The following is a 13,759-nucleotide window of genomic DNA, read 5'->3' on the forward strand; positions in this document are numbered from 1 at the left end:
CGCGGTTTACCACATCAAGTCGTCAGGGATTTTGAAGTCCGCGTACGGATCGTCTTCGTCCTGCTCTTCCTGGCTGAGCGCGCTGTTTAACACGATGCTGTCGGCATCGCGCTGGGCAATTTTATCCGCCACCACCGCCGGAATGATCGCGTATTCGCAGTCGCCGTTGGCATTCAGCACCAGGCGCGCAATCGCCAGACGGCCATTGATCAGCTGGGCCTGAGTTTGCTTATCAACGTCGATTTTTTTGATCAGATTGCCGTCGGTGAAGTTAAAGGTGATGTTGCCTCTCGCCACGGTGATGCGGTTCATCTCAATCAGCTGCTTCACCTGCGCCTTAAACTCTTTCGCCAGCACGGCCTGCTTCTGCTGCTCGCTCAGCAGCCTGTCACGCTCGATCTGCGCCTTCTTGTTCTCTTCTACCGCTTCCCGAGCCTCACGCGCCTGCACGCGTGATTTCTTTGCCGTACGCTGCACTTTCGCCGCTTTCTTGCTGCTGACGAGGCCCGCTTTCAGCATCTGCTCTTGTAAGGTGAGTTTTGTCATGATCGTTTCTAAACCGGTTGGAAATTTTGGGGATTATAGCGGGAATTGGGGAAAGAGTGCGACATTAGCAGATGAAGCGTAACACATCCTGGCTGGGCGCCCTATATCGCACCCAGGATGCTGATTGATGAAGATTGGCAGTAAAACCGTGAAATTACGGTTTTTGTGAGGCTGGTTTTGACCATGCATCACCATACTTAATCATACCTTCCAGATAGTGCCATTCAATACTGTTGAAGCGTAACTTGACGGTCTCGACCATGTTATGATGATTTGAACCAGGTATATATGTGTGATTGGCATTCACTGACATGATGACAACACTCTCCATGGTTATCCGATAAACTTCACGTTCAATCCCTGCATCGTTTGTCTCATAGTAGCGAATGACCGCTTTTTGCAGACGTCTCCCGTCACAAACATACACTGCGAACAGTGGTGAAATTTTATCCAGCTGTTTGTGTATGATAAAAGGTTCGTGTTGTCTGGTACCCCCCATTCTACCGGTATGAGGGTCGACTGGCTGGCTAATGCCGTAGCTGCTGCTCATGACTTCAACCGCGCCCTCTCGACCCAACGCGAGACATTCTCCTTTTAACTGCATTCCGTTTTCATCATAAAGAAACAGGTATGCGGGTAATGACATGTTACTTTCTCCCTAAGTCGAGTATATTGCCTTGGTTATCGATTATAAAAGTATAATAAAAATTCTTTTTATTTAACGTATAATGTACCCCATAGACAGTACCTTTAGTTAAGTTCACGTTAAAACATGTGTTCGGATATGATAATGCTAAAAAGTCCCCCTTTAATAACTCAGAATAATCTTTGCCGTTTGATGCCAGTACATAACGACTAAGGATATCTTTTTTATCGACTGTAAAGCATACCAGGCCATCATAAACGTAGATAGATTGTCTTTCCCCAGACGCAGCACCTTCTTTCCCTTTGCCCGGACACCCCGTCAGAAAAATGACAGATAGCAACAGTGATATATATCTCAACCGGGAAACCCCTCTAAAATACGTTCATACTTTTTAATCAATATCGTTACTGGTTCAACAGGATCATAGTTTTTATAATCAAAAAGATGACTATTACCCCAAAAACCATAGTTTTTTAATAACCAGTAATCACTGACAATCGAAGCTTGTTGCTCTAGTCCGTATTCCAGTAAGTTCGTCTTATCAAGACTGTACGTATAATCAGCAGCCCAGGAGAAAGCACCACGCATACGCACCCACATACCACGTTGATGCTGCCAGACATGCATCATTTCATGCATAAAAAGATGTTGGGCATCAGTAACTGCCTGGCTAACAGGCATAGAAAAGTCATGTTCATATTTTTCAGACCTGAACCACATTTCACCATCAGGACTCATTGCCTGACCAGGGTTTTGAAGATTAAAAGGCAGATAACTTTCAAGGTGAATCCATACTTTATGATAGTAAATGCTATACCCAAAGAGCGAACTCGCTAAATTTATTTCCCCAAGCCTAAGGCGTCGAAGCCCCCCTTCGCGAATCGCTGGCCAACTGATGGAGTTTGGATAGTACACAATATTATCCTCAGAATTTTACTCGTCAGTTAAATGCTACACGCTTAAATAATCATTAGACAGCAAGAAATCATGTTTAAGATCGCAAAATAAATAAAACCACCAATAACTCAACACTACAGACAACACATGTAGAATTCACACCAAAAATATTTCCGCAAAATTAAATAAGCAACATCAATTAATCGTAGCTGCGGAGTTAATAGATTACTTTCTTTCAGATGCAAAATTACGGTGTAAAACACCATTATTTCCGTATTAGCCTTTACAGCAATGCGTAAAACTGTTTAAACAGTCACCACCCGCGCTACTCTTCTTTTCGTATCTAAACATGAAAATGCCTCATGTTGCATTGAAATTAAGTCACTTCCCCTGCGCCGCGGGCTCAGGCATAAATTATGCATTGATAACTTCTTAGCAACATGAACTTAGGATGCATAACCACAATGAGCAATACTTTCACATATACCCTAAAGCGCAGTTGCTTCGATGAGAATTACAATCCGTCAGAAAATACGCGTACCACCACCAACTTTGCCAACCTGGCGCGCGGCGAGAAACGTCAGGAAAATCTGCGCAACACGCTGGTGATGATCAACAACCGCTTCAACGCCTTAGCAAGCTGGGATAACCCCAACGCCGATCGCTACGCGGTTGAGCTTGAGATCATCTCTGTCGATTTAACCATTGGCGCGGAAAAACCCTTCCCGGCCATTGAGGTATTGCAGACGTACATCGTCGACAAAAAAAATAACCAGCGCATCCCCGGCATTGTCGGGAATAACTTCTCGTCTTACGTGCGGGACTATGACTTCAGCGTGCTGCTGCTGGAACACAACAAGAACCAGCCGCAGTTCAGCGTTCCGGAAAAGTTTGGCGAACTGCACGGCAATATTTTCCGCCATTTTGTCAATTCAGCGGAATACAGAGAGAACTTCAATAAAGGCCCGGTGATCTGCCTGAGCGTCTCCAGCAAGGATACCTATCGCCGCACCGGCAATCAGCACCCTGTGCTGGGCATTGAGTATCAGCCTGATGGCGAGTCGCTAACGGAGCTGTACTTCGCGAAGATGGGCCTGAAGGTGCGCTATTTCATGCCGGAAAACAGCGTGGCGCCGTTCGCGTTCTTCTTTACCGGAGATTTGCTGACCGATTATAGCGATCTGGAGCTGATTGCCACCATCAGCACGATGGAGACGTTCCAGAAAATCTATCGCCCGGAAATTTACAACGCCAACTCGGCGGCGGGACTGTACTACCGCCCGGATTTAAACCAGCAGGATCACTCCTTAACAAAAATTGTGTATGACCGGGAAGAGCGAAGCCGGCTGGCAATTGAACAGGGTCGATTTACCGAAGCGTACTTCATTAAGCCTTACCAACACATTCTTGAGCAGTGGTCTGATAACTACACGCTTTAATACATCAAAAAAGGTCTTTTATTATGAAAACATTGCTCCCGACTTCAACGGCTGGCAGCCTGCCTAAGCCGACCTGGCTTGCGCAACCTGAAACGCTGTGGTCCCCGTGGAAATTAGAGGATCAGGAACTGCTGGCGGGTAAACAGGATGCCCTGCGCCTGTCCCTGGACGAGCAGATCCGCGCGGGAATCGATATCGTCAGCGACGGCGAGCAGACCCGCCAGCACTTCGTGACCACCTTTATTGAACACCTGAGCGGCGTGGATTTTGAGAACCGTCAGACGGTGCGCATTCGTAACCGCTATGACGCCAGCGTACCGACCGTGGTCTCCGCCGTCGCGCGCCAGAAACCGGTCTTCGTCGACGATGCAAAATACCTGCGTCAGCTCACGGACAAGCCGATCAAGTGGGCTCTGCCGGGGCCGATGACCATGATCGACACCCTGTATGACGCGCACTATAAAAGCCGCGAAAAGCTGGCCTGGGAGTTCGCCAAAATTCTCAATCAGGAAGCACGTGAGCTAGAGGCCGCAGGCGTCGATATTATCCAGTTTGACGAACCGGCGTTTAACGTCTTTTTTGACGAGGTTAACGACTGGGGCATCGCCGCGCTGGAACGCGCCATTGAAGGGCTGAAGTGCGAAACCGCCGTACACATCTGCTACGGCTACGGCATCAAGGCCAATACCGACTGGAAAAAAACGCTCGGTTCAGAATGGCGCCAGTATGAAGAGGCCTTCCCTAAGCTGCAAACCTCTAATATCGACATCATCTCCCTGGAGTGCCACAACTCCCGCGTGCCGATGGATCTGCTGGAGCTGATCCGCGGTAAAAAAGTGATGGTCGGCGCGATTGATGTGGCGACCAACACGGTAGAAACCCCGGAGGAAGTGGCCGATACGCTGCGAAAAGCGCTGCAGTTTGTGGATGCGGACAAACTTTACCCGTCAACCAACTGCGGCATGGCGCCGCTTTCTCGTCAGGTTGCGAACGGCAAGCTGAAGGCGCTGAGCGCCGGGGCAGAGATTATCCGCAAAGAGCTCACCCGCTAACGCTCACGCCTGCCAGTAGAGGGGCGTGCCGAATAACTCCACGTAATAATCAATCACCGCCCTGACGTTAAGGGGCGGATGACGGGCGTTCGGGTAGATCGCCGCGATGGTCTGCGGCTCCGTGTTGATCCCACATTCATGCTCCGGCAAGAGCGACACAAGCTCGCCGCTTTTTAGCCTTTCACTCACCAGCCAGTCGGGAAACAGTACGATCCCCATTCCGCCCAGGGCAGCAACCAGCAGCGTTTCAGCATTGTTGGACGTCATCAGCGGAGCCACAGGATAGTGAACCCACGCCTCATTTTTACGGCGAATTAGCCAGCGGTTAGGCCCGGACGATCCGCGATAAACAAGGCAGCGATGATGCGTCAGATCCTCCGGCCTGTCAGGTGCGCCGTGCTGTTGCAGATAGGACGGCGATGCCGCCAGATGATAAAACTGCCGCCCGAGCACCCGCGCGTGGAACGAGGAGTCCGTCAGCGTACCGATGCGGAACAGCACGTCGGCGGCATCCCGGTGGGGATCGATAAAATCATCGGTGAGCGTCAAATCAAGGCTGAGCCTGGGGTAACGCGCTGAAAGCCCCGCCAGGCCAGGGGCAACGTGACGCTGCCCAAAAAAAACCGGGCAGTTAATGCGAATCAGGCCGGTTGGCTCGATGGATCGCGCTTCCAGCTCCCGGCGCGCCTCCTCAAGACTTCCCGCCATTCTCCGGGCGTAGCGGATAAAAAGATGACCGCTTTCGGTCGGGATGACGGCTCGCGTATTGCGATAAAAAAGCTGCTGGCCGATCGCGTCCTCAAGCTGGTGGATCATACGTGAGACCTGCGATGCGGAGATCCCTTCCCGCCGTGCTACCACGGAGAAATTCTGCGATTCATAGACCGCGATGAAGATCAGCAGCGCGCGAATACTGATATTTCCGGCATCGATCATTAATGCATTTCCTGCAAAGGTGTTTCCTGCATTATGGCATTTTTCTCACTGTTGATACGCCGTATTCTTCGTCGCCTGAACAACAAGAGAGCATGTGTTATGCAAATTATTTTGATTTTACTGGTGATTGCAGGCGGGATGGGCCTCTCCGTCGAGGCGGGACTGCTGGGGCCGCTGGGAGGAAAAGTTGGGGACTTATGGGCGACCTTCAGCATTTTTGGCGTCGGCGCCGCGCTGACGTTTCTGCTGATGCTGTTTTTCAGCCCGCGCAACAGCCCGTCGTTTTTCGCCCAGCCAGGCTGGCAACTGCTCGGCGGGGTACTCGGTCCGGTATACGTGGTCATCCTGACCGTGGCGACTCCCGCCATCGGCATCGCCATGACCATGATTGGCATTCTGGCAGGCCAGGTCTTTAAAAGCCTGATCATTGACCACTACGGTCTGCTGGGTACGCCGCACAGGAAGATCAACGCGAAGCGCATTATTGCACTGGGGTTCATCATTGCGGCACTGGTTCTGGTCGCGCAGGGGTAACGTATGACACTGATTATGATTCTTCTGGCCGTCTGCGGCGGCGCGACGCTGAGCATTCAGGCCGCCATTAACGGCCAGCTCGGCAACAGCGTGGGCGTGTTTAAAAGCGCGTTTCTGACCTTTTCCGTCGGCGCGCTGGTGACCGCCCTGCTCATCTTCTTCTTTGAGCCTAAGCAGGCGGCCACGCTTCTGGACGTGCCAAAATGGCAGCTCCTCGGCGCGATGTTTGGCGTGCCCTATATCGTCATTATGGTACTTGCCGTGCAGCGCATCGGCACCGCCGTCGCCACGGTGGCGGTGATCTTCGGCCAGCTCGCCATGAGCATGCTGATTGATAACTTTGGCTGGCTGAACAATCCCGCCATTCCGTTTTCATTGAGCCGTCTGGGCGCGGTCGTTTGCCTGGGGATTGCCTTGTACTTTATTTATTCCAGCAGCAAAACCGGCAACATCCGCGACTAAGCCTGCGTCTTCCTGGTAAAGAACAGCGTCACCGTGGCGACGGTGACGCCCAGTTTCTTCAGCTCGGTTTTATTAAACAGATGCGTCTCATCCTGCAGGTACATCCAGTCGTCAAACTTCAGCAGCCACGTGCTGCCGTTGGCCTTTACGTTCATGCTGTAATGCCAGTTAAAGGCGTTACCCGCGGCCTGCCCGGTGGCAACCCCTTCAATATCTCCCGCGGTTCCCTCGTAGCGATCGTTCCCCAGCCGACGGATGTGCCAGACCCGCTGCTGCCTCTCGCCATCGTCGTAGACAAAGTGCTCATTCAGCGTAAGCGTATCGCCGATAACATCTCCGGCAATCTCAACGTGAAAGCGGCGGAGCTGTTTACCGCTGCGATCCTGCACCATGCCCCACGCTTCGGTTTTGCCCTGGAAGTAATTGAAGATATCAAGCCGTGGCTGCTGCTGTTTATACTCGGCCACCTCGGTGCTACAGCCCGCCAGCAGCATCGTGAATGCCAGCGCCATCATCAGGATACGTTTCATTTTTGGCCTCCGATTAACTGCTGACGCAGTTCAGGATATTGCGTGCGGGGACTGAGCCAGATGGCCAGAAAGCGGGTGCTGAACGCTTCTGACTGGCGCGGTCCGAGCGGGATAAAGGTTTTCTGGGTCGACGGTTCCCGGTACCAGAACTGCCCCTGCTTATCAGTGAGAACAAACGCCAGCTGCGAGCCCGGCCGGACATCTGGCCACAGCGACTCAAGCATCCGCAGCCAGGCTTCGCTTTGCGGCTCCTGCGCCAGGATCCCCTGCGCCTGCCACTGGTCGCGGGTCGCTTCAACAAGCTCGCTGCGATCGATGTCGCGCGCATAGGTAATAATCAGCGCCTGATCCTGATTCTCCCGGGTGTAACGGCCGTCCGGCGTGCGCAGCTGGGAAGTGTAGACGGTGAACGGTCCCCAGGTGAGCGTGGCGTCGCCCACTTTGCGCCAGGCCAGCCAGTCGGCGGACTGCGCAGCGGGAACCACCAGCGCCAGCCAAAACAGCAGAACCGCAGCTCTCATTTTTGTCTCCCCATTAGCAGGTGGAAAAACAGCATTAGCACCAGCCAGCCCGGCGCCATCCAGCTGACGACGATAAAGGTTGGCTCCAGAAACGTGATGCCCCCCAGCCGCTCGCCAAACAGGTAGGCCACCGGCCCGCCCGCGGCCGCCAGCAGCGTCAGCAGCCAGCCGGGTAACGTGGTGGTGCGCGTCAGCTGCGTCCAGACCGTGGCGAACATCAGCCACAGCGCCACCATCCATAACGGCATTACGGACTCGCCCGTGAAGGCAATCAGCCCTGTCAAGGCCCAGACCGCGTCAAGCAGGCTGCCCGCCGCCGCAAGCCCGAGAGCGTAAAAACGGTACGTTGACGGCAAAAGCAGGCACGCCAGAATCGCCAGCGCAAACCAGATAATCAGGCCCTGTTCGCGAAAGACCACCACCAGCGCCCAGTAAAGATCGAACGCGACGGCAAGCAGGAAGACCTGAAGGTAACGTCTCATACGCGCTCGGCGGTCAGCTGCACCACGCTGATGGTGCGAGCGTTGAACCCGGCTTCGCAGTAGCCAAAGTAGTACAGCCACATCCGGCGGAACCGGTCATCGAAGCCAAGCTTTTCAATCTCCTGCCAGGCGTGGACAAAGCGCTGTCGCCAGTGTGCCAGCGTGCGGGCATAGTCTGGCCCCATGTCGAAGAGGTTGCGCACCACGAAATCGGTGTGGCGCGTCATCAGCTCGTTCATCGCCGTAATGCTCGGCAGGAAGCCGCCGGGAAAAATGTAGCGCTGGATGAAATCGACGCTTTTGCTGTAGTCGCGATAGCGCTGGTCCTGAATGGTAATGGCCTGAATCGCCATCCGCCCACCGGGACGCAGCCGCGCCTGGCAGGTGCGGAAGAACGTGGGCAGATAGCGTTTCCCCACGGCTTCGATCATCTCTATAGAGACCAGCTTGTCGTACTGCCCGGTGAGATCGCGATAGTCGCAGAGCAGCACCTCGACCCGATCCTGCAGCCCGGCGCGGGCGATCCGCTCGGTCGCCCAGCTGTATTGCTCCTGCGACAGCGTGGTGGTGGTCACCCGACAGCCGTAGCGACGGGCGGCGAATTCCGCCATCGCGCCCCAGCCGGTGCCGATTTCCAGCAGATGGTCAGCCGGGCCTAGCGCCAGCTGATCGCACAGACGCGCCATTTTGGCCTGCTGAGCCGCCGTGAGATCCTGCTCGTCAGCGGTAAACAGCGCGCTGGAGTAAAGCAGCTCCTCATCCAGAAAGTGGGCATAAAAGGTGTTGCCCAGATCGTAATGGGCGGCAATATTTTCGCGCGCCTGGGCGCGGGAATTACGCCGCGTCCAGTGGCGCAGCCGCTCCAGCGGTCGCCCGAGCAGGCGAAAGCCTTTTTCCAGACGGCCAAGCACCTCGCCATTAATGGCCAGCAGCTCCAGAAGCGGCGTGAGCTGCGCGGTTTCCCATTCGCCGTCCATCCAGGCCTCTGCCGCAGCAAGGCTACCGCCCGTTAAGACGCGCCAGTAGACGCCGGGCGTGAGGATCTGCACGTCGGCATGCAGACCGGAGGATGCCTCACCAAAATGAAAGGTCTGTGCCCCTTCACGCAGGGTGAGCGAGCCGCCGCGGATACCGCTTAACAGACGAAACAGCAGCCATCGCGCGATGCGGACGTTGCGCGGGATATCGGGTTCTAGCGCAAAGACGGGATCGGTCATGAGCGTTCACTCCTGCTGACGGGATGGTTATACAGCGGCACGCGCTTGAGCCACAGCCGCAGCGCCTGCCAGTAAATGGCAAAAACGGTTTTCAGAGTCATCAGGGGGATGCGCAGCAGCAATGCGCGCAGCGCCGGGCGCGTCAACGGCTCCCGACGCAGCGCCAGCGTGGCGTCAAAGACCTTCTCGTCCTGATGGTTTTCAATATGCATATGCAGCGTGTTATCCGGATCGTTAAAGCGCCAGTGGTAGATCATGTCCATTGGATTGAAGGGGGACACGTGAAACGCTTTTTCCGTGGGCTGCGCATCCTGTCCGTTGACGGCATAGTAATGGCGTTCGTTCCACGGTGTGTTACGCACCTCCGCCAGCACCCAGCGCAGCGTCTCCTTCCCGTCGTAGCAGTAATAAAAGTTGACCGGATTGAAGTGAAAGCCGAAGTAGCGCAGCTGCGTCAGAAGCATGACCCGCCCGTCCGGACGTTCGCCGGTCAGGGTCTCCAGCCTGCTCAGCACGTTCTCTCTGAGCGGCGCGCCGAGCGGATAGTCCGCGTCATGGAACGAGGCGGCGGCAAAGCGATTGCGCCGCACCCCGACGGACGGCAGCAGCGGCAGCTCATCAAGATCCAGCCAGGCCATAAAGACGCTGTAGCTGAATTCGTGGTTTTTCGGCTGAAGGCGGCGGTGGCGCAGTACGCCCTGATAGAGGCAGCTGTTCATCTCAGTTCCCCTCCCCGGCGGCGATGGCATTAACCACGTCCAGCGCGCTGCGCACGCCGTCTTCATGAAAACCGTTGTACCAGTAGGCGCCGCAGTACCAGCTCCGCCGGTGACCGTTGATCTCGCCGCGCCGCGCCTGCGCCCGCCAGCTTTGCGGGTTGAACAGCGGATGCTCATAGACAAAGCGCCGCAGAACGAAGCCCTCATCCACCGGCGCGTCCGGATTCAGGGTGACGCAGAACAGCGGACTCCCCTCTGGCAGCCCCTGCAGAATGTTCATGTTGTAAGTCACGCAGGCGCTGGCCTGGTCCTGCTCGCTCAGACGGTAGTTCCAGCTGGCCCACGCGCGCTTGCGCACCGGCAGCCAGCGCGGGTCGCTGTGTAAAACGACCTCGTTGCGCTGCCAGCCGATATCCCCTAACACCTCCCGCTCGGCGGGCGTCGGGTCGTCCAGCATCGCCAGGGCGCTGGCGGAGTGGCAGGCAAATATCACCCGATCGAAGGTATGGCTACCGGTTTCAAGCTGGAGAGTGACACCGTCCTCATGGCGGGCCACACGCTGTACCGGCGCGTTGAGGTGAAGCGTAAGTCGGTTCCCCAGCTTGTCGAGCATGGCGCGGATATACTCCCGCGAGCCGCCCGGCACCACGTACCACTGCGGGCGCTGGGTAATATCCAGCAGGCCGTGGTTTTGGAAGAAACGTAAAAAGAGCGGCAGCGGGAAACGCTTCATCTCCTGCAGCGATGACGACCAGATGGCGGCACCCATCGGCAGAATGTAGTGGCGCGCAAAAAACGGCGTGAAGGCGTGCTGTTGCAAAAACGTCTCCAGCGTGGCGTTAGGGTCGACCTCCCCCTCCAGCGCCTGTTTTGCCAGACGATTGAAGCGGACGATCTCGCCGAGCAGCCGCCAGAATGCCGGATTCACCAGGTTTCGGCGCTGGGCAAACAGCGACGTCAGCGTGTGGCCGTTGTACTCAAGCCCCGTCGCCGGATTGTGCACCGAAAAGCTCATCTGCGTTTTTTGCCCGCTGATGCCCAGCTCGCTGAGCAGCCCCATAAAGCGCGGATAGGTCCGATCGTTGTAGACGATAAACCCGGTGTCTATCGCATAGTTACCCTGCGGCGTCGATACGTCCACCGTTGCGGTATGGCCGCCCGGCGTGGATCCCGCCTCGAACAAGGTTACCTGATGGTGTCCGGCCAGCCGCCAGGCGCAGGTCAGCCCGGCGATACCGCTGCCGATAATCGCAATATTCATGAACGCACCATCCTGCGCAGCAGCACGCGCTGAAGAAACGCGGGTAGCCCGGAGAGCAGCCGCAAAATGAAGCCAAACCCGGTGGGAAACGCGATGTGCATTTCCCCTGCCGCCAGCCCGGTACGGATCGCCCTGACCGCCGCGTCAACGCTCACCCTGCCCGGCATGGCAAAATCGTTTTTTTGCGTCAGCGGCGTATCAACAAAGCCCGGATAGACGACCGTGACGGCAATCCCTTTTGGCTCCCAGTCCAGGCGCAGGCTCTCGGCAAACCAGCTCAGCGCCGCTTTGGACGCGCCGTAGGCCTCAGCCCGTGGGAAAGGCAGCCAGTGGGCCATGGAGCTCACCAGCACCACGCGGTTGCCCGCGACCAGCTGCGGCTGAAGCGCCTCAAGACAGTTCACCGGGCCGAGGAAATTTGTCGCCATCACCCGCTCCACCAGCGCCGCATCCACCACGCCTCCGTCGAGATATTCGCAGGTACCGGCGCAGAGAATAATCAGATCGGCGTAGCTGCCGGTCAGCGCCTGGCGACAGGCGTCCCTGTCTGTCATATCGAACAGGCGAACGGTGAGGTTGGGACAGGTTTGATGCAGGGCTTCCAGACGCGCCGGATCTCGCCCGCAGGCAATCACATGGTAGCCGTCAGCGGAAAAGGATTTCGCCAGCCCGGCGCCAATCCCCGAGCTAGCGCCGGTAATCAGTACCGTTTTCATGATTTGACCCTCCGCTTGACGCCGCGAACCGCCCAGCCCAGCAGAGGAAGATGTTCGTAGATCATCTCTCCCGCATCGTAATAGTCCCGCTGGCGCGTGATGAGATCGTTTTCCGTCTCCACCACCGAACAGCCCGGCAGTTCGAGCGGCTCTCCCCCGGCAATACGCGGGTGCGACCAGTGCATCACCCAGGTAACGACAAACCGACTTCCGTCGATCAGAGGCGAATCGATGGTAAAACGGCAGTGCTCGACGTTGGCCAGCAGATGAGTGAAATAGCGCTGAAGCGCGAATATTCCGTCATGCTCGCCGAACGGATCGATAAGCGTGGCATTTGAATGGTAAAGCCCGACCAGCGCGGACGGCGGCTGGCTATCCAGTGCGGCATAGTAATCAACAAACCGACTCACGACAGAGGGCAACGTGCTCATGGGTCACATCCTGGCTGTATACAACGTGGCGTAATCGCATAATTAAAACTTACACAATTACTGTTATTTGTCCAAGTTTGTAAGTATCTATTTTTTATATTTGAGAAATATCAATAAGTTAATTTCAGGCAAAAAGTGGCTTTTGTAGGCCGGGTAAGGCGTAGCCGCCACCCGGCATTGTTTTTCAGTTTAACCTTAAGGCAAATCCTCCCATCCTCTTCCAGGCTTATTCTTTTAGATTCATAAGGATGCCTGACATGAGACGGTTCTTCTTCTCGCTATTTTCAAGCCCCGAATCCTTGCTCCAGGTGATGAGCCAGCAGGAAATTATTGAGGCCGTTGAAGACGGCGATCGCATCATTATCGATCAGGATGGGAACGCCTCGGTGAACTACAAAAGCAACGAGGTGCGGCAGGATTTTCTGCGCCACGTCAACACGCTGAAGAGGGCCTGATATGGGAACGGCGATATTCATGGTGCTGATGGTGTGCGGGTACTGGTACACCAGTCGCGATCTGTCGACCCGCTTTAAAATCAAGCGCTCCTTCGGCTGGGACGTCTATTTTCTGGTCGCGCTGTACGGCTGTATTTTCGTTCTGCAGGGCGTGATCGCCACGGGGCTGCTCTGGCTGCTGCTGCTCGCCCTTTCCGCCGCCAATAACGCCTTTCACTTTGCCTCACCGAAATACACCGACTGGCAAATCGACTTTATGAACTGGAGTTTTTTAGGCATTCAGGCGCCGGTGGTCGTGATGCTGGCATTTGCCATTCTGTTTTGCCTTTACCGCTCTAACTGGGCGGGCAGCGCCAGGCTGGACGGCGAAAGCCGGAAAAAGCTCTACCAGCGTCTTGCCCAGTCGAGCGGTATTGAACAACTGCTGTACCAGTGCATGGAGCAAGGCGAGCTGGCGCAGGTGACGCTCCGGTCGAGACGGATTTACGTCGGCATGATCCACACCGCGACGCTGGAATATGAAAAAACCGCCAATATCGTGCTGATCCCGATGTTGAGCGGGTACCGAGACGCGAAGACGATGAACCTGCGCATCGAAAATAATTATAGCAAGTGGTACGCGGAGCATGACATCACGCTCGACTCAGAACCCCGCAGCGCCATGTCGTTCCGCAAGGTGATTTTGCTCAATCAGATTGAGAGCATCTCGCTGTTCGATCCTGCCAGCGCCAGCGCGCTGTCGCTGGCTCAGCGGGATGAGAAAGAGCGTTGATGCTGAAGCCGGGTGGCGCTGCTGTATGACCGGATACATAGGTGACAGATCAGACCGGGAACATAGGTAACACTTTTAGTCTATCCGGATCACACTCTGGGTTTTTCGGTCGTAGTACGCAAGCGTTATCCCGTTAAAGATGA

19 protein-coding genes are annotated in these 13,759 nt (G+C 55.5%); 6 read left to right on the forward strand and 13 right to left on the reverse strand.

All coding sequences use genetic code 11. The features are described 5' to 3' along the window. Positions 1 to 6 precede the first annotated feature (6 nt). From ACMWKK_RS13740 to ACMWKK_RS13755, 4 genes are all read right to left on the reverse strand, one after another. A complete protein-coding gene (locus ACMWKK_RS13740; RefSeq protein WP_112780291.1) occupies positions 7 to 546 on the reverse strand; it encodes a DUF2058 domain-containing protein in 540 nt (179 codons plus the stop codon). Positions 547 to 700: 154 nt separating this feature from the next. Further along, entirely contained in the window at positions 701 to 1,192 is a 492-nt protein-coding gene (locus ACMWKK_RS13745) for an Hcp family type VI secretion system effector (protein WP_112780292.1), read from the reverse strand. Between the two features lies 1 nt (position 1,193). Then, the gene (locus ACMWKK_RS13750; protein ID WP_112780293.1) at positions 1,194 to 1,550 is read right to left on the reverse strand and encodes a putative T6SS immunity periplasmic lipoprotein; all 357 of its coding nucleotides are present in this window, start codon (positions 1,548 to 1,550) and stop codon (positions 1,194 to 1,196) included. Further along, positions 1,547 to 2,110 carry a type IV secretion protein Rhs gene (locus ACMWKK_RS13755; protein ID WP_406542816.1) on the reverse strand — a complete coding sequence of 188 codons (564 nt, stop codon included), beginning with the start codon at positions 2,108 to 2,110 and terminating at the stop codon, positions 1,547 to 1,549. The genes ACMWKK_RS13750 and ACMWKK_RS13755 overlap by 4 nt, the downstream gene beginning before the upstream one ends. Before the next feature lie 443 nt (positions 2,111 to 2,553). On the opposite strand from ACMWKK_RS13755, the gene ACMWKK_RS13760 reads away from it, so the two are divergent. Together ACMWKK_RS13760 and ACMWKK_RS13765 are read left to right on the forward strand one after the other, a co-directional pair. Beyond that, the gene (locus ACMWKK_RS13760; RefSeq protein ID WP_112780295.1) at positions 2,554 to 3,528 is read left to right on the forward strand and encodes a DUF1852 domain-containing protein; all 975 of its coding nucleotides are present in this window, start codon (positions 2,554 to 2,556) and stop codon (positions 3,526 to 3,528) included. Positions 3,529 to 3,551: 23 nt separating this feature from the next. Beyond that, positions 3,552 to 4,580, forward strand: a complete 1,029-nt coding sequence (locus ACMWKK_RS13765) for a methionine synthase (RefSeq protein ID WP_045328988.1) — start codon at positions 3,552 to 3,554, stop codon at positions 4,578 to 4,580. A 3-nt stretch (positions 4,581 to 4,583) separates the two neighbouring features. Here the strand turns inward: ACMWKK_RS13765 and ACMWKK_RS13770 are convergent, their stop codons facing one another. Beyond that, a complete protein-coding gene (locus ACMWKK_RS13770) occupies positions 4,584 to 5,516 on the reverse strand; it encodes a LysR family transcriptional regulator (RefSeq protein WP_045328989.1) in 933 nt (310 codons plus the stop codon). Positions 5,517 to 5,615: 99 nt separating this feature from the next. Between ACMWKK_RS13770 and ACMWKK_RS13775 the strand changes: the two genes are divergently transcribed. Together ACMWKK_RS13775 and ACMWKK_RS13780 are read left to right on the forward strand one after the other, a co-directional pair. Continuing rightward, entirely contained in the window at positions 5,616 to 6,050 is a 435-nt protein-coding gene (locus ACMWKK_RS13775; protein WP_045328990.1) for a DMT family transporter, read from the forward strand. A gap of 3 nt (positions 6,051 to 6,053) precedes the next feature. After that, positions 6,054 to 6,512: a DMT family transporter gene (locus ACMWKK_RS13780; RefSeq protein WP_045328991.1), complete on the forward strand. Its 459-nt coding sequence runs from the start codon at positions 6,054 to 6,056 to the stop codon at positions 6,510 to 6,512. On the opposite strand, the gene ACMWKK_RS13785 is transcribed toward ACMWKK_RS13780, so the two are convergent. Genes ACMWKK_RS13785 through ACMWKK_RS13820 form a run of 8 tightly spaced genes read right to left on the reverse strand, consistent with a single transcriptional unit; the run spans position 6,509 to position 12,389 of the window. Beyond that, positions 6,509 to 7,042, reverse strand: a complete 534-nt coding sequence (locus ACMWKK_RS13785; protein WP_045328992.1) for a DUF3833 domain-containing protein — start codon at positions 7,040 to 7,042, stop codon at positions 6,509 to 6,511. The genes ACMWKK_RS13780 and ACMWKK_RS13785 overlap by 4 nt on opposite strands. Then, a complete protein-coding gene (locus ACMWKK_RS13790) occupies positions 7,039 to 7,563 on the reverse strand; it encodes a hypothetical protein (protein ID WP_112780296.1) in 525 nt (174 codons plus the stop codon). Before ACMWKK_RS13790 ends, ACMWKK_RS13785 begins: the two co-directional genes overlap by 4 nt. After that, on the reverse strand, positions 7,560 to 8,045 hold the full coding sequence (locus ACMWKK_RS13795; RefSeq protein WP_045328994.1) for a DUF2878 domain-containing protein: 486 nt from the start codon (positions 8,043 to 8,045) through the stop codon (positions 7,560 to 7,562). The genes ACMWKK_RS13790 and ACMWKK_RS13795 overlap by 4 nt, the downstream gene beginning before the upstream one ends. Beyond that, entirely contained in the window at positions 8,042 to 9,262 is a 1,221-nt protein-coding gene (locus ACMWKK_RS13800; protein WP_112780297.1) for an SAM-dependent methyltransferase, read from the reverse strand. The genes ACMWKK_RS13795 and ACMWKK_RS13800 overlap by 4 nt, the downstream gene beginning before the upstream one ends. Then, on the reverse strand, positions 9,259 to 9,981 hold the full coding sequence (locus ACMWKK_RS13805) for a DUF1365 domain-containing protein (protein WP_112780298.1): 723 nt from the start codon (positions 9,979 to 9,981) through the stop codon (positions 9,259 to 9,261). The genes ACMWKK_RS13800 and ACMWKK_RS13805 overlap by 4 nt, the downstream gene beginning before the upstream one ends. 1 nt (position 9,982) lies before the next feature. Next, on the reverse strand, positions 9,983 to 11,242 hold the full coding sequence (locus ACMWKK_RS13810) for an NAD(P)/FAD-dependent oxidoreductase (protein ID WP_112780299.1): 1,260 nt from the start codon (positions 11,240 to 11,242) through the stop codon (positions 9,983 to 9,985). Further along, complete coding sequence (locus tag ACMWKK_RS13815; protein WP_112780300.1) at positions 11,239 to 11,958, reverse strand: SDR family NAD(P)-dependent oxidoreductase; 720 nt, start codon at positions 11,956 to 11,958, stop codon at positions 11,239 to 11,241. The genes ACMWKK_RS13810 and ACMWKK_RS13815 overlap by 4 nt, the downstream gene beginning before the upstream one ends. Next, positions 11,955 to 12,389, reverse strand: a complete 435-nt coding sequence (locus ACMWKK_RS13820) for a nuclear transport factor 2 family protein (RefSeq protein ID WP_045328999.1) — start codon at positions 12,387 to 12,389, stop codon at positions 11,955 to 11,957. Before ACMWKK_RS13820 ends, ACMWKK_RS13815 begins: the two co-directional genes overlap by 4 nt. 257 nt (positions 12,390 to 12,646) lie before the next feature. Here ACMWKK_RS13820 and ACMWKK_RS13825 point away from each other — a divergent pair, with 257 nt between their 5' ends. After that, on the forward strand, positions 12,647 to 12,844 hold the full coding sequence (locus ACMWKK_RS13825; protein WP_045329000.1) for a hypothetical protein: 198 nt from the start codon (positions 12,647 to 12,649) through the stop codon (positions 12,842 to 12,844). A 1-nt stretch (position 12,845) separates the two neighbouring features. Beyond that, positions 12,846 to 13,616, forward strand: coding sequence for a hypothetical protein (locus tag ACMWKK_RS13830; protein ID WP_112780301.1), 771 nt, complete (start codon positions 12,846 to 12,848; stop codon positions 13,614 to 13,616). Positions 13,617 to 13,759 lie beyond the last annotated feature (143 nt).

Origin of the sequence: Enterobacter sp. 01-M-03-SI-ECC, from assembly GCF_047530215.1 — a bacterium.
In the GTDB taxonomy this organism is placed as follows: Bacteria; Pseudomonadota; Gammaproteobacteria; order Enterobacterales; family Enterobacteriaceae; genus Enterobacter; species Enterobacter chengduensis.